The sequence below is a fragment of the Psychroserpens sp. NJDZ02 genome (assembly GCF_004843725.1).
GTDB lineage: Bacteria > Bacteroidota > Bacteroidia > Flavobacteriales > Flavobacteriaceae > Olleya.
On record NZ_CP039451.1, the window covers coordinates 2,156,390 to 2,179,880 of the forward strand.

Consider the following 23,491-nt stretch of genomic DNA (forward strand, 5'->3'; position numbering starts at 1 on the left):
CAGTGGCTTATATATTAAATATTGAAACGTCTACGACAAACTGCTCAGTCTCTCTTTCTAATAAAGGGGAGACTTTAGTATTAAAAGAAGATTACGGAAATGGATATTCTCATGCAGAGAAATTGCATGTATACATTGAAGAGGTGTTAAATGAAGCAAATATTACAGCAAGTCATTTGGATGCCATTGCGGTAAGTAAAGGACCTGGGTCTTATACAGGTTTACGTATTGGTGTATCGGCAGCAAAGGGATTGGCGTATGCGTTAGAGAAGCCTCTGATATCAGTTTCAACTTTAGAAGCGTTAGCGTACCAAATAAAAGCAGAATCGGGTGTTATTATACCAATGCTGGATGCTAGACGTTTAGAAGTATACTCCGCTATATTTGATGCTAGTTATAATTTAGTGAGAGCTATCGAAGCACAGATACTTGATGAGAGTGCTTTTAAAAAGGAATTAGTTTCGGGGAAAGTTTATTTTGTAGGGGACGGTGTTGAGAAAACAGAAAAGCTAATTAATCATCAAAATGCTGTGTTTATAGAAAACAAATTGCCATCTGCTGATCAAATGAGTTTATTGAGTTTTGAAAAGTATAAAAAAAGCGACATCGAAGATGTCGCCTATTTTGAACCTTATTATTTAAAAGATTTTGTAGCAATAAAATCTAAAAAATAATTTACCCTTCTTTTTGTATTTCTACAGCATGAGGATAAGGTATTTCTATTCCCGCAGCATCTAATGCTTCTTTTGTTTTTTCTGTAACATCAAAGTAGACTGTCCAATAGTCTTCTGCTTTACACCAAGGCCTTACAGCAAAATTAACAGAGCTATCAGCTAGTTCCATTACATTTACTGTCGGTTCTGGTGTGTCTATTACTTTTGGGTTGTCTTTTAAAACTTTCATTAAGACGTCTTTAGTCTGTTTGATGTCAGAATCGTAACCAACTCCAAAAACTAAATCGACACGTCTAGTGCCTTCCGTAGAAAAATTAATAATGTTACCATTAGAAAGTGATCCATTGGGAATAATAATTTCTCTATTAGAAAGTCCTGTTAATTTGGTCGTAAAAATCTGAATTTCTTTAACAACACCAGTTTGTCCTTGCGCTTCAATTAAATCACCGATTTTAAAAGGTTTGAATAGCATAATTAAAACACCTCCAGCAAAATTACCTAAAGAGCCTTGTAATGCTAAACCAATAGCTAATCCAGCAGCAGCAATTATTGCAGCAAATGATGTTGTTTCAACACCTAATGTACCAAGAACAACAATTATTAAAACGATTTTTAAAACCCAATTTAATAAGTTGAGCAAGAATTTTTGAAGACTTTCATCATATTTTCTTGAAAGCATTAACTTTTTTAAACCTTTTAAAAGGTATTTGACTATGAAAGCTCCAATAACCCATATTACAATTGCTAATAATAATTTTGGTGCGTACTCAATAATAAGTTCAGAGGCCTTATCTTTCCATTGTTGTAAATCCATTGTAAAATTTTATAGTTTAAAGCAAAGATAAATATAAATAGTAAACACTTCTTTAAGGTAGGATAATTATATGTGTTAAGTTGTTTTACTTAAAGAGCTTGTCCTATTTAAATAACCTAATGGAAACTAGTGGTTGCAGTTACTGCAGAGATCCAAACGATTCTAAGATAACTAAATAGCACTTTAGGGCATACTTTAGTTTTAAGTGATAATAGTTACTTAATATTTACAGCTAAAAAAAGCCTGAACATATGTTCAGGCTTTTTTTTTATACTTAAGTAATCTTAAAAAGGTGTTTAATTAACTTCAAAAGTGATTTTTAAGTTTACTCTAAAGTCTACGACTTCACCATCTTTAACACTAGCGCTTTGATCTTGTACATATACAGAGCGAATATTTTTCACGCTCTTAGATGCATGTTTTACTGCCTTTTTAGTTGCATCTTCCCAACTTTTATCCGAGTTAGATAATACTTCAATTACTTTTAATACTGCCATAATGTTGTTTTTTAATTATTATTTGTTCCTTAAATTTACGAATATTAAAATAATTATCGCCGTTTTTAAAGGTGTAATAAAAGGCATAAACGGATAAACAGCAGGTTTTTAAGGATGAAATTAACCGTTTATGGCAACAACTGAATCAACTTTACCTGCTAGCATTTCTTTTAACATGTTTTCAATTCCGCTTTTTAAGGTATAAGTAGACGATGGACAGCCACTACAAGCACCTTGTAAAATTACTTTTACTGTTTTTGTAGCCTCATCATAAGATTCAAATTGAATATTTCCTCCGTCACTTGCAACAGCAGGCTTAACGTATTCTTCCAAGATATTTATAATCTCTTTAGAAGTGTCATCAAGTGTTTCAAAATGTGCTTCTACTTTCTCAATGGATTTTTCTACAACTTCAGGAGCATTTGGAGATACAATTTCTTTTGCATCTTCAATATAAGTTCTTATAAATTCTCTTAATTCAAAAGAAATATCACTCCATTCTGCAATGTCATATTTAGTAATAGAAACAAAATTTTCATCAAAAAACACACTCTTGACAAAAGGGAAGTGAAATAAGGCAGTAGCCATCGGTGATGGTTTTGCAGTTTCAATAGACGTAAATTCGTATGATGCCGTAACTAATTTTTTATTTGCTACAAATTTTAATACGGATGGGTTTGGCGTACTTTCCGTGTAAACGGTAACGGCGACTTTTTTTGTTTCAGCTAAATCTGAGACAACACTTCCGCCTTCATTTAGATAGGATTCAATTTGTTCTGAGACTTCTGTTTTAACAGCATCCCATTCCACTATATTATAACGTTCAATAGCTATAAAATTACTAGAAATGTAAACTTTTTTTACAAAAGGAAGGTAGAACAATTGCTGCGCTAAAGGAGAGTCTTTAGCTTCGTCAATGTTATTAAACTCAAAGCTTTGATGCTTAGTTATAAACTGATTAAGCTCAAATTTGATTATAGTTGGGTTTGAGGTTTCTTGAATGGAAACTTTAAAATTGCTCATTGGTACTTTTTTTTGCAAAAATACTAAAGAAAAGTATAGCTATCTAGGATATGTCAAATTTATAAAACTATCAAAATTTGTTTTTTTTTAGTTTATTTGATAAAACCTTTTTATCTTGAAGCTTTAACTTTTTGGAGTGAATTTATAAGGTGTAAATTTATATATTTGAATCTTATTTATAATTTTTATGTTAAAAAAGAGTTATAAACCTAACAACTGACCATTTAAACCTATCGACTTCGAATTTAGAGACTATGAGATTAAACCGCGTACTTTTAATAGCAATTGTGGCCTTGTTCGGTGCTCAGTTGTCTAGAGCCCAAGAAGGGTTGCCAATCTACTCTGATTATTTAACAGACAACTATTATTTAATACACCCATCTATGGCTGGTGCTGCAAACTGTGCGAAGCTTAGAATCACTGGAAGACAACAATGGTTTGGAGATGATGACGCGCCAAAGTTAGTAACGGCTAGTGTTAATGGTCGTATTGGAGAGTCTCAATCTGGTATTGGAGCAATTGTGTACAGTGATAAAAATGGATACCACTCGCAAACGGGCGCTTATTTTACTTATGCACATCACTTAATGTTTTCTAGAAGTACAACGGATTTAAATCAATTATCTTTTGGTTTAAGTGCTGGTGCGATACAATATAAATTGGATGAAACTAGTTTTTTGGCAGATGGATTTGATCCAATAATTTCGGGAATAGAGCAATCTGCTACTAATTTTAATGTTGACTTAGGTTTTTCTTATTTCGTATATGATTTTTATGCACATGCAACAATTAAAAATCTTTTAAACAATGATGGTGTAAATTTTAACGAACAAGGTTTGAGTTATGATAACTTAAGAACGTACTTAGTGTCTATTGGGAATAACTTTGGTAGTTCAGGTAGTGATTGGAGTTTTGAACCTTCAGCGATGTTTATGTACAGAGATGCCACAGAAGAGGCGTCTTTTGATATAAACCTTAAAGCGTATAAGTCTTTAGAGTTTGGTAAAGTTTGGGGAGGGTTGTCGTATAGACGTTCTTTAGATGGTGCAGAGTTTGTTGATGGATCAGGAGTTAGTAGTCAAAAATTACAATATATTACTCCAATTTTAGGAGTAGAGGTTAATAATTTTGTTTTTGCTTATACTTATAGTTATCAATCTAATTCAGTCGTGTTTAATAATGGTGGTTTTCATCAATTAACACTTGGATTAAACTTTAACTGTGGTAAAGAAAGATACAGTTGTGATTGTCCTGCAATTAATTAAATAAAAAGACATAAAAAAAAGCCTCGATAATATCGAGGCTTTTTTTTGTGGTATTACTCTATTGGTTGGTATTTAATTCTTTTACATCTATGCTTCCGTCAGGAGAGATAACATAATATTTATGTTTAATTTCTGTTTTTACTAGGGGTTCCTCTTTTTGCGCTTTAGGTTTTGGTGTAAATTGTAGTTTTATTTCCATTCCTACTTGTACGACTGGCGCTAAAATTGATGGGTTGATAACAACATCGTATTTTTCGTAAGATAAAGGCTGGTAGTAATAAGATTTTTGTTTTTCAGCCTGCGTGATACCTTTGTTTTGTTTTAAGGCTTGAAAAGAGATACTATTAAAGGCTTCATAGTTTTGGTAAAAATCTTTTGGAAAATAACAATATTTTTGGTCGGCCATGATTACATTGTAATGGTCTAAAGTAAAACCTAAAGCATTATAATAATCTTTTTTCTCTGTAATTAATGCCAAGAGTTTAGTCTGTAGATTTTTATATACGTCTGTAATGTTTTCAATAAAATAATCTACTTTAACTAAATTATAGACTTCATTTTTAGCACAAGCAGTCAATATATTTTCAAAGTGTTGTGTTTTAGAAAATTGGATATGTATGTTTTGTTGTAACTCAAAACCCTTTGGGATTTCGGTATATGATTTACTAAATAATTTTTTTGTGACTTCAACCTCATAAACGGGAACAAAGGAAATCACATCAATTGCTATATCTTGTTCTGTTATGCCATATAAAATTAATTCTGTTTTTATTTTTTTAATACGCTCAGTCATCAATTGATTTGTCATTTCGGCAGTTTCGCCAATTTGGGAAACATTAAAAATAGCGGTATAGGTACTTGCTTTTACATTCTGTAGAGCTCTCACATCAATTACTATAGTGCTATTAGGGTTTAGGTTGGTAAGGCTGTGTTTTTCCGAATGCCCAAAAACTGCCGCATTACCAGTCGCAATATTCTGTCTAGAAATATTTTGGTTGTAATTACCTTTATGTTGGGCTTGTGTATTAGAGACTAGCAAGGTGAAAAAGAAAAATAAATGTGTAATTTTCATAATTTGTTTATGTTTTGGTTAAGTAAAGCTAGATGGCTTTTATTTAAAGTACAAACCATAATGAGGGAACTAGTAAGGGTAATGAGCAAATGTGACAGGTAAATGAGTTAAGGCTGCTATTTAAATAATTTAATACGTTACATTAAAAAAACGCATTTTATTTAATGATTTAAAGTCCGTAAGTTTATGTTTTAGAAATTTATAAATGAAAAATCTACGGTTAATAATTACAGTTGTATTAAGTCTTGTGTTTCAGCAAATGATAGTTGCTCAACAAGAGCTTAGTAGGTCAATTGACGACTCTTTTTCAGTAAACGGGTTTGTGTTAGAGACTAATAATTATAACCCCATATCTGACGTTAATGTGCAGGTTAATGGAGGTGCTTATACTAGTACGAGTTTAAGTGGACGGTTTAAAATAAGTGTTAGAAAAGGAGATGAGATTATGATAAGTCATAAGGATTTTCAGACAATCTACTACATGGTAACAAGTAACGATGATATTAGGATTGAGGTACAATCTATAAGTGAAGCTTCTCAATCTAAAAAAAAAGCAAAAGAAAACACGTTTAAAATAGCTATAGATTCGGCACAGTTTTATAAGAAAATTTCAGCAGAAAAAAGCATTCAGTTTATCGCCGATGGGATTCCTAAGAGTAATTCTGTTACACAAAATGCGGAGGCTTTTCAAGTGTTAGGAGATGTCTATATGTATTGGAAACAATATGATTTGGCAGTTACTAATTATAGGATTAGTTTAAATAACGTTATTTCTAATGATGTTAAGTTGAAATTAGCAAAGGCGTATTACAATAATAAAAACCATCAAGAAAGTTTAGCGATCTATAATGGCTTAAAATTAAAAGATTTAACTGGTATTCAAAAAGTGTTATCTTATGAAGGTTTAGGTGATGTTTATTCTAAAATTAAGGATGAAAGTAAAGCAACTAAAGCTTATAAGGAAGGATTAAAGGTTGCTCAAGAAAACAGTATTCAGTCTAAAATAACTGATTTAAACTCTAAACTAGGTGAAGTTTATAATACCGAAGGCAAAAAGAAGAAAGCTGAAGTTTTATTAGAAAATTCTGTAGTGTTAGCAGCTCAAGAAAACAAAACTCGAGAGGTAGAGCAGAAGGTTAAATTTGCAGATTTTCAGAATAATAATAAATCTTATGATGAAGAAATTGAAATCAGAAAAGAGATTATTAATGATATCGATACCATAGAAAAAGACTCTATTATTTCTAACGAAAGTAGCATCACTAAACAAAAGCAAAATTATAAAATTGGAAATGCTTATTTTTTGCAAAAGGAGTATAAAGAGGCTATTCCTTACTTAGAAAAAAGTATAGTAGAGGCGGATAAAAAAGAGGATCTAATAGTTAAAAAGGACGCGATTAAAAAGCTAACTGATGTTTATGTGGAATCAGGTAATTTTAGTGAAGCTAAAAAAACGTTTGATGAGTATGTAAAAACGGTTGATCAACTTTATATTAAAAAGGAACAGGAAATATCTCAGGCAGCACGATTTAATAAAAGTATTGCAGAGAAGCAAAACCGAATAGCAACACTAGAAACCGATCGTAAATTAACTTTGAGTCAAGTCGCGTTATCCGAAGAAAAAAATAAAACCCAACAGTTGATAATCTATTCTTTAATAGGTGGTTTGTTTTTATTTGCAGTAGCAGCGTATTTAATGTATAAGTATATTAAACAACAAAAATTGGCTAATAATTTGTTAGCTTTAAAGTCATTGAGAAGCCAAATGAATCCTCATTTTATCTTCAACGCGCTAAACTCGGTTAATAGTTTTATTGCAACTAATGATGAGCGTACAGCAAACAAATATTTGTCAGATTTTTCAAAATTGATGCGTGCTGTTTTAGAGAATTCTGAAGAAGATTTTATTCCACTTCAAAAAGAAATCGAATTGATCGAATTGTACACAAAACTAGAACATTTTAGGTTTAAAGATAAGTTTGAATATACAATAGACGTGGACAAAACTATAGATATCGAAGCGTATCAGATTCCGCCTATGTTACTTCAACCTTATATTGAAAATGCTGTCTGGCATGGCTTACGATATAAAGACGATATGGGATTACTACATATTTCAATAATCAAAAAACAAAAAGGTATTATTGCTATTACTATTGCAGATAATGGTATTGGGCGTAAAAAGTCTAAAAGTTTAAAGACAGAAAATCAACAAAAGCACAACTCTAAAGGCTTAGGTAATATTAAAAAACGAGTGTCTATTTTAAACCAGATGTATAAAGACAAAGTAGATGTGCTTATAGATGATAATGGTACAGAAGGAGATGTGGGAACTAAGGTAGTAGTAACAATAAAAAAAGACTAAACATGACGTTAAACGCAATACTAGTAGAAGACGAAGAACAAAGTAGAGCTATACTAAAAAACTACTTAACCAAATACTGTCCAAAAGTCAATATTTTAGGTGAAGCAGCTAATGTTATAGAAGCCTTAGAGCTAATTCGTACCTTGGACCTAGATCTTGTTTTTTTAGACGTGGAGATGCCTTATGGTAATGCATTTGACCTACTAGACAAAGTGGGTGATCGCGATTTCGAAACTATATTTGTAACCGCTTATAATAACTATGCTATAGACGCATTAAATGCACATGCATCCTATTATTTGATGAAGCCAATAGATATAGACGAGTTGATTAAGGCTGTAGACTACGTTTCCGAAATTAAGTCAAAAGAAGATGCTTTACAAGACCAGGTTTTAATTCCAAAAACAAAGAGTGTAACTGGTAAAATAACCATACCACAACAAGATGGATTTGAAGTGTTAAACACTAAAGACATACTGTTTTGCAAAGCAGATGATAATTATACTGAAATTTATTTAAACAACAATAAAAAGAAAGTCGTCAGTAAGACGCTCAAATATTTTGAGGATGCACTAACGCCATCAGGATTTGCTCGTGTTCACAAAAGTTATTTAGTTAATGTAGGAGAAGTTGTTAAATACATAAAAGGAAAAGGAGGAAGTGTTATCTTAAGTAATGGAAAAGAAATTATGGTATCCGCCTCTAAAAAATCAGACCTATTATCTTATTTTAAATAGAGAAACACTTCATTTTGAGTAATTATAGAAGAATAAGCAAAAAGTAGTTAGAACAATAAAAAAAATATAAAACATGCCAATAATAAAACCAGTAAATGGTAAAGCACCACAAATAACAGAAGATTGTTACATCGCAGAAAATGCAACCATAGTTGGAGATGTCCAGATAGGTAACCAATGCAGTATTTGGTTTAATGCGGTATTGCGCGGTGATGTTAATTACATCAAATTAGGAGATAAAGTTAATGTCCAAGACGGAGCAGTTGTACATTGTACTTATCAAAAATATCCAACAATTATCGGTAATAATGTATCCATTGGTCATAATGCTATTGTCCACGGATGTAAAATTCATGACAATGTTTTGATAGGTATGGGAAGTATTGTGATGGATAATTGCGTCGTAGAAAGTAATAGTATTGTGGCAGCCGGGGCAGTTGTCACTCAAAACACAACCGTAGAGTCCGGTAGTATTTATGCAGGCGTACCAGCAAAAAAAGTAAAAGATATTAGTCAAGAGTTAATCAATGGAGAGATAAACCGTATTGCCGAAAATTACGTTAAATACTCCGGCTGGTTTAAAGCGTAGTTTTTTTCTGCGGTTAGCTTGATAAAGTTGGGCGTTACCACAAGGGTCACGTCATCCATTCTATCTTTTTTTGCCATATATGGCAGCAAAAAAAGGATGCCATTACTACCGCTAACGCAGCATGTCGCAAGATTTAGATTCAATATTAAGGATTAGTTCTTCAACTGAGGATAGTGCGTTGATTTCATCTTTAGATAAAAAGACGTCAAGAGTAGTACTGTTGTTGCTTAAAATAATCGGGTATTCAAAAGAATGATTGGGGTGTTTCGTTTTAAACTCGTCTGTATGTAAAAACGAAATATCTAAATTGGTTCTATTTCTAAAATCTTTCCAAATCGTATTTTCTGAAAATGTATTAAAAGTCAATGCACATAAATTACAAGCGTAGGTTTTAGGGCTAAATAATTTATGTGCAATATCTATAGCTAGGTTTTTCAACCCAGAATTAGCATTGTAAACAAAAATTAGTGTATTCATATACCCTAAGTCGTGTTAATGCAATAATAATTACAAAATAGTTATGTTTACAACCAAACCTTCGTTGCTTCTAATGTTGCAAACAGTGTCATCTTCAAAAATCAAATACTGTCCTTTTATGCCTTTTAAAACACCTGTATAATGCGCTGTTTTTGTAAAATTTAAAGACTTTGGTTTTGTTGGATAGCGTAATACCGGAAATTCAATATTGGTTTCTTCGTTATCTTCAATATAGTACTGTTGGGCTTCATCAGGTATGTATTGTTTCAGTTTATCACGCCATTCAATTAAATTTTCATCTTTAATCTCATTTTTTAACATCGTACGCCAATTGGTTTTGTCTCCAACATAATTTTTTAAAGCAACTTCAGTAATACCTGCAAGATATCTGTTAGGTACTTCTACAATCTCAATAGCTTCATGGGCGCCCTGATCTATCCAACGTGTAGGGACTTGGCCTTTTCTTGTTACTCCTACTTTTACATTGCTAGAATTAGCTAAATACACAATATGTGGTTTTAACTGGACCTGCTTTTCGTAGTCTAAATCACGCTCTTCAATACCTAAATGAGCTTTGCTTAATTCGGGTTTCATGATCCAATCTGCGGCTTGAGGGATCTCAAAAAAGCAACTTTTGCAAAAACCTTGACGGTAAATAGGCTTGTCTAAATGGCAGTTTAAACACTCGTATTTTACAAAACTAAATTCTAAGGTTTTGTTTAATAATTGATTAAGGTTTATAAAGTCATTTTTAAATACTAGATAGTAATTAATAGGTTTAGTAAACTCTGTTTGCATTTTTGTCAACACACCTTGGTAGGTCATAAAAAAAAGTATTATTTTTAAAACTTAAAGATACAAATAACTATGTCAATTCCTCTCGTTAATTCTATTGCTTCGTGGTTTCTCAAGAAGCGTTTTCATCAAATAGAGTTGTTTTTAAAGTATCCAAATGAAGTACAACAAGAGCTGCTATTTAGCTTATTAGACATGGCAAAAGATACCGAAGTTGGTAAGCAACATGAGTTTGCTTCAATAAAAAACTACGCGACATTTGCCCAGCGTGTACCGATTACAACTTACGAAGATTTTCAAGACAAGATAGAGCGCTCTAGACAAGGAGAAAATAATATTTTCTGGCCAAAGCCAATCAAGTGGTTTGCAAAATCTAGTGGTACGACCAATGCTAAAAGTAAATTTATTCCGGTAAGTACAGATAGTTTAGAGGATTGCCATTATGCAGCAAGTAAAGATTTACTTTGTATGTATTTAAATAATAATGAAGACTCACAATTATTTACTGGTAAAAGTTTACGGTTAGGAGGTAGTAAAGAATTGTATAAAGAAAAGGGGACTGTTTTTGGAGATTTAAGTGCTATTCTAATAGATAATATGCCTTTTTGGGCAGAATTTAGTAGTACACCAAGTAATAAGGTTAGTCTAATGAGTGATTGGGAAACTAAAATGGCTGCGGTTGTTAATGAAACCATTAATGAAAACGTCACCAGTTTAGCTGGTGTGCCTAGTTGGATGTTGGTGTTACTAAATAATGTATTAGATAAAACAGATAAAACAAGTCTGTTTGATGTGTGGCCAAACCTGGAAGTTTATTTTCACGGTGGGGTTAGCTTTAATCCATACATAGAGCAATACCGAAAAATACTACCTAAAAAAGACTTTAAGTACTACGAGACTTATAATGCATCGGAAGGCTTTTTTGCGATTCAGGATCAAAACTACTCAGGAGATTTATTATTAATGTTGGACTATGGTATTTTTTATGAATTTATACCAATGGACAATTACGGGACATTAGATCAAAAGGTGATTCCTTTAAGTGAGGTAGAGCTTAAAAAAAACTACGCCGTAGTAATTACAACTAATGCTGGTCTTTGGCGCTATAAAATAGGGGACACAGTTAGATTTGTCTCTATAAGCCCGTATCGTATAAAAGTATCTGGTCGTACAAAGCATCATATTAATGTTTTTGGAGAAGAGTTAATTATTGAAAATGCAGAAGACGCCTTAAAAAAGGTTTGTAAAAAAACAAAATCAGAGATTGTAGATTACACCGCTGCTCCCATATTTATGGATGGTAAGGAGAAAGGTGCCCATGAGTGGTTAATCGAGTTTAAAACACCGCCTAAGGACATTGATTACTTTAATGAGTTGTTTGATAATGCACTTAAAAGTTTAAATTCTGATTATGAAGCTAAGCGTTATAATAATATGACATTAAATAAACCAAAAATACATGTTGCTAGAACGCAGTTGTTTTATGATTGGTTAAAACAAAACAATAAATTAGGTGGGCAACACAAAGTACCTAGACTATCTAATACACGTCAATATTTAGATGAGTTGCTGGTATTAAATAAATAATTTAGGATATTGGCACTAATATTAATTTAAGCTTAGTTATGTGCAAAAAAATACTTTCTGGATACAGGGTTTAATGTATTACTAATAAATAATATAATGATTTGTTTTTTTAAGCCATTACAGTATGTGTTGTAATTGCTGTTATTCTGGCTTTTGGGAAAGTCATTTTTATTAATAAAAAAAACCACTTTAAACATTTGGTCTAAAGTGGTTTTTTATTTTAGTAAATGGTATAATTAAGAAACGGCTTTAAGTTTTTTAATAGTCGTCTTACTTAGTTTTTGTTCTGTATAAGCCTTTGTTACGTTAAGCTTTCTTATGTCGCCGCCTGGTAACTCAAACATAGCATCTGTAAGTATCTCTTCACATAGACTTCTTAAACCACGTGCACCTAGTTTATACTCTATAGCTTTTGTTACTATAAAATCCAAGGCGCCATCTGTGATACTTAACTCTATATCGTCCATTTTAAACAATTTTTTGTATTGTTTAATAATCGCGTTTTTAGGCTCAGTAAGTATAGCTCTTAATGTTTTGCCATCTAAAGGATCCATGTAAGTTAAAACAGGTAGACGACCAATTATTTCAGGAATCAAACCAAAGTCTTTTAAATCTTTTGGTATAATATATTGTAATAAATTGTCATGGTCTACAACATCTTCTTTTATAGAAGCACTGTATCCAACCGCTTGCATATTTAAACGTTTTGAAATCACACGATCTATACCGTCAAAAGCACCACCAGCAATAAATAGGATGTTTTCTGTGTTAACTTCAATAAATTTTTGATCTGGATGTTTACGACCTCCTTTTGGCGGAACATTAACAACTGTCCCTTCTAAAAGTTTAAGTAAAGCTTGTTGTACACCTTCTCCAGAAACGTCTCTTGTAATTGATGGGTTATCACTTTTACGAGCAATTTTATCAATCTCGTCAATAAAAACAATACCTTTTTCTGCTTTTTCTAAACTGTAATCGGCAGCTTGTAATAGGCGCGTTAAAATACTTTCGACATCCTCTCCAACATAACCAGCCTCTGTTAACACGGTTGCATCAACAATAGCTAAAGGAACATTTAACATTTTTGCAATGGTTTTAGCCATTAATGTTTTTCCTGTTCCTGTTTGACCAACCATTATAATATTAGATTTTTGAATCTCAATATCGTCTGTAGTAGCTGGTTGTAATAAACGTTTGTAGTGGTTATAAACCGCAACAGACATTACTTTTTTTGTGTATTCTTGACCAATAATATATTGATCTAAAAAAGCTTTTATTTTCTGAGGCTTCTTAAGCATCATCTCAGCAGAAAGGTCATTAGAATCTTCTTCTTTAGATTCTTCTATAACAATTCCATGAGCTTGCTCTATACATCTATCACATATATGTGCATCTAAACCAGCTATTAATAAGCTGGTTTCTGGTTTTTTTCTACCACAAAATGAACATTCTAATTCTTCCTTTGCCATCTTCTTTAGTTAAAAGTGATAAGTTAAACGTTTTGATTTTTTCAAAAGGGTATTAACTCACTATAATATAGTTTTATTTACGAGCTAAAATTTCGTCAATCATTCCGTACTCCTTAGCTTTATCTGATTTCATCCAGTAGTCTCTATCACTATCTGCGTATACTTTGTCGTAATCTTGACCAGAATGCTTACTAATAATTTTGTAAAGTTCTTCCTTTAAGATTAAAATCTCACGTGCAGTAATCTCTATATCACTTGCTTGTCCTTGTGCACCACCTAAAGGTTGGTGTATCATAACACGCGAGTGTGTTAAACCACTACGTTTTCCTTTTGCTCCAGCACATAAAAGTACTGCTCCCATTGAGGCAGCCATACCTGTACAAATTGTCGCCACATCAGGTTTAATAAATTGCATAGTATCATAAATACCTAATCCAGCGTAAACACTTCCTCCAGGAGAGTTAATATACATTTGGATATCTTTATTAGCATCTACACTTTCTAAAAATAAAAGTTGTGCTTGTACAATATTTGCAATATTGTCGTTAATTCCTGTACCTAAAAAAAGTATGCGGTCCATCATTAATCTTGAAAACACATCAAGTTGAGATATGTTTAATTGACGCTCTTCTATAATATAAGGCGTCATATCCTGAGGATACATGCTACTAATAATCTTATTGTAATATGTACTACTTATACCCTGATCTTTTATAGCGAATTTTTCGAATTCTTTTCCGTAATCCATAGTTTGCTTAATTGTTATTATAATTGAAAAAATTAGGCGTTGTTTAGTCTTGCTAAACAACGCCTAAAGATAATGATTATTTTGTTAAACCTGTACTAATACAATCTTATCAAAAAGATAAAAATGAAAAAGTGCCGGTCTTATTTATCACCATAAACTTCTTTTACAAAAGCTTCGTAAGACATTTCTTTAGTCTTGATGTTTGCTTTTTCTTTGTAAAGGTCTAATAATTTTTGACTTACAACTTGCTCAGAAATACGTCTTACTTCATCTTGGTTACCTAATACACGTGCAGCAATATCGTCTAATTCTTTTTCAGAAGGATTTAATTGACCAAACTGTGCCATTTGCATTTTGATCATGCCTTTAGCGTTTGTTTTAACGTCTTCAAAGTCTACTTTAAGATCGTTGTCTTGCATTAACTTACCTTCAATTAACTGGTAACGTAAGCTTTTTTCTGATTTATTGTATTCTTCTTTAGCAGCCGCTTCATCTAATTGCTTTTCACCTGCTACTTGCATCCATTTTGTAAGGAACGCTTCAGGTAAATCAAACTTAGTATTATCAACTAAATATTCTGTAATATCATTTAATAATTTTTGGTCAGATTGTTGTACAAATTGCTTTTCAGCATCTTCTTTAATCTTCCCTTTCAATTCTGATACAGATTTCACGCCATCTTTACCAAATAATTTATCAAATAGCTCTTGGTCTAAATCTGCTGCTTCACGACTGTTGATACCTGTGATAGTAAAAGAGACTTCGATGTCTAAGCCATGTGCAGCGTCATGTTCTATTTTTAAAGCATTCATTAATTCATGATCGTCAGCATATAATCCTTTAGTTTTTAAAGTGATTACATCTCCAACTTTAGCGCCAATAAATAACTTTTCTGTAGCTTTTCCTTTAAATTGATCTAAAGTAATCGTTACAGTGTTATCTATTTCTTTTTCTTCATTTTTAAAAGTACCAGTGATTTCGCTGTCTTTTGTAACGTCCTCTTGAGGTGTAACTTTACCGTATTGTTTTTGGATACGCTCTATTTGTTCATCAATCATTTTATCATCAGCAATGATGTTATAATGCGTGATTGCTTTTTTGCTTTTTAACTCGACGTCAAATTTAGGAGAAAGACCTAATTCAAATTCAAAAGAAAAAGAATCTGCGTCCCAATTTATCTCATCTTGTTGCTTAGGTAATGGTTGCCCTAAAACATCTAATTTTTCTTCAGTTAAATAGTTGCTTAATGCGCCTTGAAGTAATTTGTTTACTTCATCAGCTAATACAGATTGACCGTATTGTTTTTTTACCATTCCCATTGGTACTTGACCTTTTCTAAATCCTGGAATGTTAGCTGTTTTTCTGTAGTCGACTAAGATTTTTTCTACTTTATCGTTGTAATCTTCTTTAACGATTTCTATTTTTACTACAGCATTTAATGCATCAATGTTTTCTCTTGTAATATTCATTATAAATGATATAAAGCCCAAAAATGGGCATTAACACTAGTTTTTTTTAATTAAAAAGGTGTGCAAAAGTACTACTTTTTTACAGTATTACAAAGTTTTTAACGTGTTGTGTTACAGACCGATTTTTAGGTATTAGTTGGATTTATTATCTGTCTTTAAAAACGATTGGAATACAGATTGAAGTATGGATAATAAAATACTAAATAGAATGGCAGTCCAAATACTTGATACTGAAAAGCCAGAAATGAAGTTGTCTGCGAGTAAAATGATTAGCCCATTAACCACAAATAGAAACAATCCCAATGTTATTATAGTAATTGGAAACGTTAAAATAACTAAGATGGGTTTGACTAATAAATTTAAGATGGATATTACGGCAGCTACAATTATAGCTGTAGTGTAATTGTCAACAGCGACACCACTTAGGATGTTAGCTAGAAAAAAGATAGCGACTGCATTTAGGAGTAATCTTATTATTAAGTTCATGATTAAAGTTTTAATGTTAGACCTTAATTTACAAAATTTGTTACAGCATTATAAAAATCTTCAGGGTTTTCTGCATGTAGCCAATGCCCCGCATTAGAAATAGTTGCAATTTGTGCTTTCGGAAAATGGTTTTTAATTAAGGTTTCGTCTTGATTGCCAATATATTCACTCTTGTCTCCTCTTAAAAACAGGGTGTCACCGTCAAATTTAGCATGCAAGGGAAGTGCTTCTCCAACTTCAGATACATTTTCTGTTAAAACGTCTAGATTTATTCTTAAAGCTAGTTGTCCTTTTTCAATCCAATACAAGTTTTTTAATAAAAACTGTCGTGTTCCAAAATCAGAAACATAATTAGCTAATTGTTTATCCGCTTGACTTCTGCTTTTTAAAACTTCAAAATCTAAACTATTTAACCCTTCTAAAATGGCATCATGATGGACTGGGTAAAAACGTGGAGAAATATCGGCAACAATTAACTTACTTACTAGCTCAGGATATAAGGCTGCAAATAACATGGCTGTTTTTCCACCCATGGAATGCCCTAATACTATGGCGTTTTTAATGTTGTGGTGCTCAAAATAGTGTTTTAAATCTTCAGCTAAAGTTTCGTAATAAAAGTTGTCGTCATGAAAACTGCGTCCATGATTACGTTGGTCTACTAGATGGACCTGGAAATGTTCGGCAAATCGATTACCTAATGTTTTCCAGTTGTCACTCATGCCTAAAAAACCGTGAAGAATTACGAATGGTTGGCCTTCACCTATAATATTTGAATGTAACAACATTAATTTTGGATTAAGATTAATTGTTTTCTTATCTAATTACTTCAGCTTGTTTTTGTACATATTAACGACGTTTTCAATACCTAAATACAAACTTTCTGATATTAGCGCGTGACCTATCGATACTTCTAATAAGCCAGGCATATTTTGTTTAAAAAACTGGATATTATCTAAAGATAAATCGTGTCCTGCATTTATTCCTAGTCCTAAGCTATTTGCTAATTCTGCACATTTAGTATACTGTTCAATCGCTTTGTTGTTCCCTAAACTATATTGATGTGCAAAAGCTTCAGTATATAATTCAATTCTGTCTGTCCCCGTGGCTTTAGCGCCTTCTATTTGTGCTAAATCAGGATCTACAAATATGGATGTTCTGATGCCTTTTTTCTGGAACTCGGCAATAACTTCAACTAAAAACGCTTTGTTTTTAATCGTGTCCCAACCTGCATTACTAGTTAAAGTGTCGATGCTATCAGGGACTAAAGTTACTTGTGTTGGTTGTAATTCTAAAACCATATCCATAAATTTAGGGATAGGATTACCTTCTATATTATACTCGGTATGTACTATAGGTTTTAAATCGTAAGCATCTTGATAAGTAATATGGCGTTCGTCTGGTCGTGGATGTATAGTCACGCCTTCCGCTCCAAAACGTTGGACGTCTTTAGCAAATTGAACGACGTTAGGAGTGTTGCCACCACGAGAATTTCTTAAAGTAGCAATCTTATTGATATTTACGCTTAATTTTGTCATAACTATACTAGAATTTAAATCACAAAAATACAAAGTATAAGAGGCTTTTTGTTCTAATTTTTAATTAATTTGCAAAACTAAAGTTTTTATAAAATGAATCTTCCAGATTACGTAATAAACGATATAAAACCATTGCTTAACACAGGTTTGGTTAGTGATTTACAGTTGCTGTTTAATCAATTAACTTATTCTCATATTCCTATAAAAAACGAGGATGGCGTCTACTTGGGGTGTATCTCGGAGAATGACGCGCATTGTTTTCAAAAAGTTGAGGTTATTTCGGATTGTGCGTATGCTACAGAAGGTTTTTTTGTAAGAGACGATACTAATTGGCTAGATGTTTTAGAGGCTTTTGCGCAAAACTCAGCTAATATTATGCCTGTTTTAGATGTAAATAGTAAATATTTAGGTTATTATGAACTTAATGATATTATTAGTTTGTTTAATGAAACACCATTTTTTGCCGAGAATGGAGCCGTTTTAATTATTGAAAAAGGATTGCCTGATTATTCGTTTAGTGAAATTAGCCAAATAGTAGAAAGTAATGATGGTAAGTTGTATGGGGCTTTTATTTCTAAAATTGAAAATGATATTGCTCAGATTACATTAAAAATAGGGAATGTTGGTCTAAGCGAGATTATGCAAACCTTTAGACGTTATAGTTATAATATTGTTTCAGGACATGAAGAGGATAGTTATCTTGATGCTTTAAAAGAACGTTCTGATTATCTTAATAAATATCTAAACATGTAATGATGAAGGTTGCTATTTTTAGTCAGTTTCAGAAAAAAAAGCCATTAGCATCACTAGAAGTGTTGCTGAATGTGTTAGAAAAAAAGAAAATAGAGGTTGTTATTGAAGCCGCTTTCTATAAAGGGGTGTCGTCAAGTATAAAGTCTGAATATAATACGTTTTCAACGCTAGATAATAGTTGCGACTTTTTAGTTAGTATTGGAGGGGATGGTACTATTTTACGTGCGATAACTGTCGTTGGAGATTTAAATATTCCTATTGTTGGTATTAATACAGGTCGTCTAGGTTTTTTGGCTACCATACAAATTGAAGACATTGAAACGGCGATACATCGTATTTTAGAAAAAAAATATTCCATTTCAGAACGTAGTTTGTTAACGATTGAAAGTTCTGAGGATAATGCCGAAATTAATACGTGCAATTTTGCTTTAAATGAAATCGCAGTTAGTAGAAAAAATACAACGTCTATGATTACGGTTGAGACCGAATTGAATGGCGAGTATCTTACGTCGTATTGGAGTGATGGTTTGATTATATCAACACCAACAGGATCTACAGGGTATTCTTTAAGTTGTGGAGGGCCAGTAATAACTCCTAATACAAATAGTTTAGTTTTAACGCCAATTGCACCGCATAATTTAAGTGCAAGACCATTGGTTATTGACGATTCTACCGTAATTACTTTAAAAGTAGATGGGAGAGAGAAAAAGCATTTAGTGTCGATGGACTCTAGAATTGCAACGCTTTCAAATAGAACTACAATTACCATTAAAAAGGCACCTTTTACTATTAAAATGATCGTGTTAAACAACGAAACTTTTCTGGATACACTCCGAAAAAAATTACTTTGGGGAGAAGACAAACGTAATTAAACAATAAATTGCTGTTAAATCTGTTTTTAAGTGTAACTATTTCAATCAAATTGTTATAGACTAGTCTTATTTATTATATTTGCAAACTTTGAAGATTTATGAAGCAGTTAACCTTACTAATACTAACATTTTTTTGCATACAAAATAGTAGCGCACAAATCAACGAATTTGGGTTGTATTTGGGAGGTGCTAATTTTGTAGGAGATGTTGGAGCTACCGATTATATAGCTCCAAACCAATTAGCAATAGGTGCTATATATAAATGGAATAGGAGTCCAAGACATTCTTACAGGGTTTCTTTAACGTTTGCAGAATTAGAAGGTATCGATAAAAATTCCGACGACCCAAGTAGGCAATTAAGAAGCTTAGAATTTAATAATCAAATTATAGAATTATCGGCAGGTGTCGAATTTACTTTTTTTGACTTTGATTTACACGAGGGCGGGTTTGTGTCTACACCATATCTGTCTACAGGTATAAGTGCAACGCAACACGATGATTTTTACTATAATAGTTTAGGAGAGGTAGAGTCTAATGATGATACTAATATTGCTTTAGGGATTCCAATGATAATAGGCTTTAAAGCTTTAGTTAGTTCTAATATAATTCTAGCTTTAGAAGTAGGCGCACGTTATACTTTTTCTGATAATTTAGATGGAAGTTCGCCAGATGCAGAAGAATTAGCACAAAGAAGTTTCGGGAATTTAAATAATAATGATTGGTATATGTTTACAGGAGTAACCTTAACATATACATTTGGTAAAAACCCTTGTTATTGCGGATATTAATTTGAAAACAGAAAATCACATACAAAAACAGAACCTGCCAAAGCATATCGCCATAATTATGGACGGTAATGGGAGATGGGCTAAAAAGCAAGGTATGTTGCGTGCTTTTGGTCATGAGAATGGTACTAAATCTGTGCGCGAAACAGTGGAGGCTTGTGCCGAATTAGGTATAAAACATTTAACATTATATGCGTTTTCTACAGAGAATTGGAAACGTCCCAAATTAGAAGTGGATACTTTAATGAAGCTTTTAGTGTCTTCTCTTAAAAAAGAAATTAAAACACTTTTAGATAACAAAATCAAACTAAAAGCAATTGGTAATCTAGAGTCATTACCTAAAAAAGTTTATAAAGAATTACAAGAAGTTATTGAATTAACTAAGGATAATACACATATGGATCTGACATTAGCACTTAGCTATGGGTCTAGAGAAGAGCTATTACATGCTGTTAAAGAAATCAGTATTAAAGTTAAAAATAATATAATTTCTGCAGAAAATATTGACGAATCGGTATTTAATGCACATCTTTACACGCAGAGTTTACCTGATGTTGATTTACTTATAAGGACAAGTGGAGAGCAGCGTATTAGTAATTTTTTGTTGTGGCAAATAGCTTATGCAGAATTATATTTTACACCAGTACTTTGGCCGGACTTTACAAAGAAACACTTAAATGAAGCGATTACAGAATATCAAAAAAGAGAACGACGATTTGGGAAAACAAGTGAACAACTTAGCTAAACAATTACCATTGAAAACAATATTAAATTACACTTTGTTTGTATTTGCATTTTTAAGTGCATTAACAATAACTGCTCAAGATTTAAGCTACGAAAACGGTAAAAAATATAATCTAGCAGAAATTACAGTTAAAGGGAATACTAGCTTTAGCGAACAAACTATAGTTACGTATTCCGGTTTAAAAAAGGGAACGGAAATTATGATTCCTGGTGAAGAAATTAGTGATGCCATAAAAAAGCTATGGAAGTCTAATTTGTTTAGTGATATAGAAATGTATTTGCTAAAGGTTGAAGGGGATAGTGCTTTTTTAGAGATTAGATTATCTGACTTGCCGGAACTTAAAGAAATTGTAATAACAGGTGTTAAAATAGGAAAACACGAAGCTATTTTAGAAGAAAATAAACTTTTAAAAGGGACGAAAGTTACAGAGAATTTAATTACCACTACAGAGAATTACTTAGAAAGTAAGTACAAGAAAGATGGTTTTCTTAATGCTAAGGTAAATGTAAATACTATAGAAGTAGTTAATGATTCAATCGATAAATCTATTGTAAACATGATAGTTGCTATTGATAAAGGTGAAAAGGTAAAGGTAAAAAATATAGATTTTGAAGGTAATACAGTTATAAGTGATAAAAACCTTAGAAAAGCTATGAAAAACACTAAAAAGAAAAATCCTATTAGAGTTTTGAAGCGTTCAAAATTTATCGAAGCAGACTATAAAGAGGATCTTATAAGCATCGTAAATAAATATAAAGAAGTTGGATACAGAGATGCGAGAGTTATTTCTGATTCCTTAATTGATAATAATGACAAAACAGTATCCCTTAAAATTAATGTTGAAGAAGGTGAAAAATACACGTTTGGTGAAGTATCCTTTATTGGTAATACTGTTTATGCTGATGAATACTTAAAAAGGAAATTACGAATTGAGAAGGGGGACACTTACAACGGGGTTGAACTTCAAAAGCGTATTGCTGATGATACAAAACCAGATGGAGATGACTTGACTAACCTTTATCAAAATAATGGTTATTTATTTTCTACAATAAATCCTGTCGAAATTAACTCGGGTGGGAATGTGATCGACATGGAGATTAGAATTTCTGAAGGTAAGGCAGTCTATTTTGATAAAGTGTCAGTAGTAGGAAACCAAAAAACTAATGACCATGTAATTTACAGAGAGATTAGAACAAGACCGGGTGAATTATATAGTAAAGAAAATGTAGTTAGAACTATTAGAGAACTTAGTCAGTTAGGTTTCTTTGATGCAGAACAATTATCTCCAAATTTTAAAAATCCTAATCCAGAGGAAGGTACTATAGATATGGAATATGCTGTAGTAGAGTCTGGTTCTAGTCAAATCGAACTTCAAGGAGGTTATGGTGGCGGTGGATTTATTGGTACTTTGGGGCTTTCTTTTAATAACTTTTCGATAAAAGATTTATTCAAAAAAGAGGCTTATGATCCAATACCAAGTGGTGATGGTCAGAAGCTGGCATTACGTTTGCAGGCCAGTACTTATTTCCAAACGTATAGTTTTTCATTCTCAGAACCTTGGTTAGGAGGTAAAAAACCAGTTCAGTTTTCAACGTCTATTTCACAAACAAAACAATTCTTGTATGATGCAACAACAGGGAATGCAGATAAAGATAGTCGATTTAATATTACGGGGATCACATTTGGTCTAGCTAAACGTTTATCGGTTCCTGATGATTTCTTTACTTTATCTCAGGCTGTAAGTTTTCAACATTATGATTTAAAAAATTACAATACAGGATTATTTACTTTTGGAGATGGTTATTCTAATAACTTATCATACACGTTAGGTTTGAGTAGAAATAATACATTTAATGATCCAATTTTCCCAATGGGTGGATCCAGTTTTTCTGCGACAGCTAAATTTTCTTTACCATATTCTTTGTTTAACAGTACAGATTATGATGCGCTTAAATCGGAAAGAGATATTAATGAAGATATTGCTAATGATGATAATGCAAACATAATTTTAAGAACAGAAGCCGCAAATAGAGTAAGTGAAATTGATCAAGAACGTTATAAGTGGTTGGAGTTTTATAAAATTAAATTCAAAGGAGATTGGTATACCAAATTAGTGGGTAAACTTGTATTGCGTCCAAGTATAGAGTTTGGGTTTTTAGGAGCATATAATCAAGATAGAGGTGTGATTCCTTTTGAGCGTTTCTTTGTAGGTGGTGATGGATTGGGTAGTTATAGTTTAGATGGTAGAGAGGCTGTAGCCCTTCGTGGTTATGCAAATCAAGCACTCTCATCTTCAGATGGTGGTACTATTTATAATAAATTTTCTTTGGAATTACGTTACCCTATTACTTTAAAGCAATCTGCTAAGATCTATGCTTTAGGATTTTTAGAAGGTGGTGGGTCTTATGATAATTTTAATGACTATGATCCGTTTGCACTTAAGAGATCAGCTGGGTTTGGTTTAAGAATCTTTATGCCAGCATTTGGTTTATTAGGAATTGATTTTGGTCACGGGTTTGATCCACAACCAGGAGAAACGTCTAAACATGGTTGGGAAACTCACTTTATAATTGGTCAACAATTTTAATTAATTATAGTTACATCTAATAAAACCATTAAATTACAGCCATAGTTTTTTTATTTTTTATTTTTGGCACGATATTTTCTAATAATATTATAAGGATTTGATTAGAGAATCAAAAATTTTTAGATTTAAATTCGTTATTTTGAAAAA

The 23,491-nt window shown here is 32.1% G+C and carries 23 protein-coding genes; 11 read left to right on the plus strand and 12 right to left on the minus strand.

Going from position 1 to position 23,491, the window contains the following annotated elements; all coding sequences use genetic code 11:
- Nucleotides 1-2 precede the first annotated feature (2 nt).
- On the plus strand, nt 3-674 hold the full coding sequence (gene tsaB / locus E9099_RS09295) for a tRNA (adenosine(37)-N6)-threonylcarbamoyltransferase complex dimerization subunit type 1 TsaB (RefSeq protein ID WP_136583372.1): 672 nt from the start codon (nt 3-5) through the stop codon (nt 672-674).
- Nucleotide 675: 1 nt separating this feature from the next.
- Here tsaB and E9099_RS09300 read toward each other — a convergent pair whose 3' ends face one another.
- From E9099_RS09300 to E9099_RS09310, 3 genes are all read right to left on the minus strand, one after another.
- On the minus strand, nt 676-1,488 hold the full coding sequence (locus tag E9099_RS09300; RefSeq protein WP_136583373.1) for a mechanosensitive ion channel family protein: 813 nt from the start codon (nt 1,486-1,488) through the stop codon (nt 676-678).
- Between the two features lie 296 nt (nt 1,489-1,784).
- Nucleotides 1,785-1,985 (minus strand): dodecin family protein, encoded by a 201-nt coding sequence (locus tag E9099_RS09305; RefSeq protein ID WP_099568818.1) that lies wholly within the window; start codon nt 1,983-1,985, stop codon nt 1,785-1,787.
- A 120-nt stretch (nt 1,986-2,105) separates the two neighbouring features.
- Nucleotides 2,106-3,008 (minus strand): NifU family protein, encoded by a 903-nt coding sequence (locus tag E9099_RS09310; RefSeq protein ID WP_136583374.1) that lies wholly within the window; start codon nt 3,006-3,008, stop codon nt 2,106-2,108.
- A 254-nt stretch (nt 3,009-3,262) separates the two neighbouring features.
- On the opposite strand from E9099_RS09310, the gene E9099_RS09315 reads away from it, so the two are divergent.
- Entirely contained in the window at nt 3,263-4,273 is a 1,011-nt protein-coding gene (locus E9099_RS09315) for a type IX secretion system membrane protein PorP/SprF (RefSeq protein WP_136583375.1), read from the plus strand.
- Nucleotides 4,274-4,331: 58 nt separating this feature from the next.
- Here E9099_RS09315 and E9099_RS09320 read toward each other — a convergent pair whose 3' ends face one another.
- Entirely contained in the window at nt 4,332-5,345 is a 1,014-nt protein-coding gene (locus E9099_RS09320) for an SIMPL domain-containing protein (protein ID WP_136583376.1), read from the minus strand.
- Between the two features lie 205 nt (nt 5,346-5,550).
- On the opposite strand from E9099_RS09320, the gene E9099_RS09325 reads away from it, so the two are divergent.
- From E9099_RS09325 to E9099_RS09335, 3 genes are all read left to right on the plus strand, one after another.
- A complete protein-coding gene (locus E9099_RS09325; RefSeq protein ID WP_136583377.1) occupies nt 5,551-7,710 on the plus strand; it encodes a histidine kinase in 2,160 nt (719 codons plus the stop codon).
- 2 nt (nt 7,711-7,712) lie between these two features.
- Nucleotides 7,713-8,447 carry a LytR/AlgR family response regulator transcription factor gene (locus E9099_RS09330; RefSeq protein ID WP_136583378.1) on the plus strand — a complete coding sequence of 245 codons (735 nt, stop codon included), beginning with the start codon at nt 7,713-7,715 and terminating at the stop codon, nt 8,445-8,447.
- A gap of 73 nt (nt 8,448-8,520) precedes the next feature.
- A complete protein-coding gene (locus tag E9099_RS09335; protein WP_136583379.1) occupies nt 8,521-9,036 on the plus strand; it encodes a gamma carbonic anhydrase family protein in 516 nt (171 codons plus the stop codon).
- A 111-nt stretch (nt 9,037-9,147) separates the two neighbouring features.
- On the opposite strand, the gene E9099_RS09340 is transcribed toward E9099_RS09335, so the two are convergent.
- Nucleotides 9,148-9,513 (minus strand): GTPase, encoded by a 366-nt coding sequence (locus tag E9099_RS09340; RefSeq protein ID WP_136583380.1) that lies wholly within the window; start codon nt 9,511-9,513, stop codon nt 9,148-9,150.
- Nucleotides 9,514-9,543: 30 nt separating this feature from the next.
- A complete protein-coding gene (locus tag E9099_RS09345) occupies nt 9,544-10,338 on the minus strand; it encodes a DUF2797 domain-containing protein (protein WP_136583381.1) in 795 nt (264 codons plus the stop codon).
- Between the two features lie 42 nt (nt 10,339-10,380).
- Between E9099_RS09345 and E9099_RS09350 the strand changes: the two genes are divergently transcribed.
- A complete protein-coding gene (locus E9099_RS09350; RefSeq protein WP_136583382.1) occupies nt 10,381-11,895 on the plus strand; it encodes a GH3 auxin-responsive promoter family protein in 1,515 nt (504 codons plus the stop codon).
- Nucleotides 11,896-12,131: 236 nt separating this feature from the next.
- Here the strand turns inward: E9099_RS09350 and clpX are convergent, their stop codons facing one another.
- The 6 genes from clpX to E9099_RS09380 form a co-directional block, all read right to left on the minus strand.
- Nucleotides 12,132-13,364, minus strand: coding sequence for an ATP-dependent Clp protease ATP-binding subunit ClpX (gene clpX, locus E9099_RS09355; RefSeq protein ID WP_136583383.1), 1,233 nt, complete (start codon nt 13,362-13,364; stop codon nt 12,132-12,134).
- Between the two features lie 73 nt (nt 13,365-13,437).
- Nucleotides 13,438-14,112 (minus strand): ATP-dependent Clp endopeptidase proteolytic subunit ClpP, encoded by a 675-nt coding sequence (gene clpP / locus E9099_RS09360; protein ID WP_101015319.1) that lies wholly within the window; start codon nt 14,110-14,112, stop codon nt 13,438-13,440.
- 140 nt (nt 14,113-14,252) lie between these two features.
- Complete coding sequence (tig, locus tag E9099_RS09365) at nt 14,253-15,581, minus strand: trigger factor (protein WP_136583384.1); 1,329 nt, start codon at nt 15,579-15,581, stop codon at nt 14,253-14,255.
- A 132-nt stretch (nt 15,582-15,713) separates the two neighbouring features.
- Nucleotides 15,714-16,067 (minus strand): phage holin family protein, encoded by a 354-nt coding sequence (locus tag E9099_RS09370; protein WP_136583385.1) that lies wholly within the window; start codon nt 16,065-16,067, stop codon nt 15,714-15,716.
- A gap of 23 nt (nt 16,068-16,090) precedes the next feature.
- Complete coding sequence (locus tag E9099_RS09375) at nt 16,091-16,852, minus strand: alpha/beta fold hydrolase (protein ID WP_136583386.1); 762 nt, start codon at nt 16,850-16,852, stop codon at nt 16,091-16,093.
- 36 nt (nt 16,853-16,888) lie between these two features.
- Nucleotides 16,889-17,602 (minus strand): pyridoxine 5'-phosphate synthase, encoded by a 714-nt coding sequence (locus E9099_RS09380; RefSeq protein ID WP_136583387.1) that lies wholly within the window; start codon nt 17,600-17,602, stop codon nt 16,889-16,891.
- Nucleotides 17,603-17,695: 93 nt separating this feature from the next.
- On the opposite strand from E9099_RS09380, the gene E9099_RS09385 reads away from it, so the two are divergent.
- From E9099_RS09385 to E9099_RS09405, 5 genes are all read left to right on the plus strand, one after another.
- The gene (locus E9099_RS09385) at nt 17,696-18,355 is read left to right on the plus strand and encodes a CBS domain-containing protein (protein WP_136583388.1); all 660 of its coding nucleotides are present in this window, start codon (nt 17,696-17,698) and stop codon (nt 18,353-18,355) included.
- A 2-nt stretch (nt 18,356-18,357) separates the two neighbouring features.
- Nucleotides 18,358-19,227 carry an NAD kinase gene (locus E9099_RS09390; protein WP_136583389.1) on the plus strand — a complete coding sequence of 290 codons (870 nt, stop codon included), beginning with the start codon at nt 18,358-18,360 and terminating at the stop codon, nt 19,225-19,227.
- Between the two features lie 98 nt (nt 19,228-19,325).
- Nucleotides 19,326-20,015, plus strand: coding sequence for a DUF6089 family protein (locus E9099_RS09395; protein WP_136583390.1), 690 nt, complete (start codon nt 19,326-19,328; stop codon nt 20,013-20,015).
- A gap of 58 nt (nt 20,016-20,073) precedes the next feature.
- Nucleotides 20,074-20,757 carry an isoprenyl transferase gene (locus E9099_RS09400; protein WP_240788989.1) on the plus strand — a complete coding sequence of 228 codons (684 nt, stop codon included), beginning with the start codon at nt 20,074-20,076 and terminating at the stop codon, nt 20,755-20,757.
- A complete protein-coding gene (locus tag E9099_RS09405) occupies nt 20,690-23,344 on the plus strand; it encodes an outer membrane protein assembly factor (protein WP_136583391.1) in 2,655 nt (884 codons plus the stop codon). The genes E9099_RS09400 and E9099_RS09405 overlap by 68 nt, the downstream gene beginning before the upstream one ends.
- The last annotated feature ends 147 nt before the right edge of the window (nt 23,345-23,491 follow it).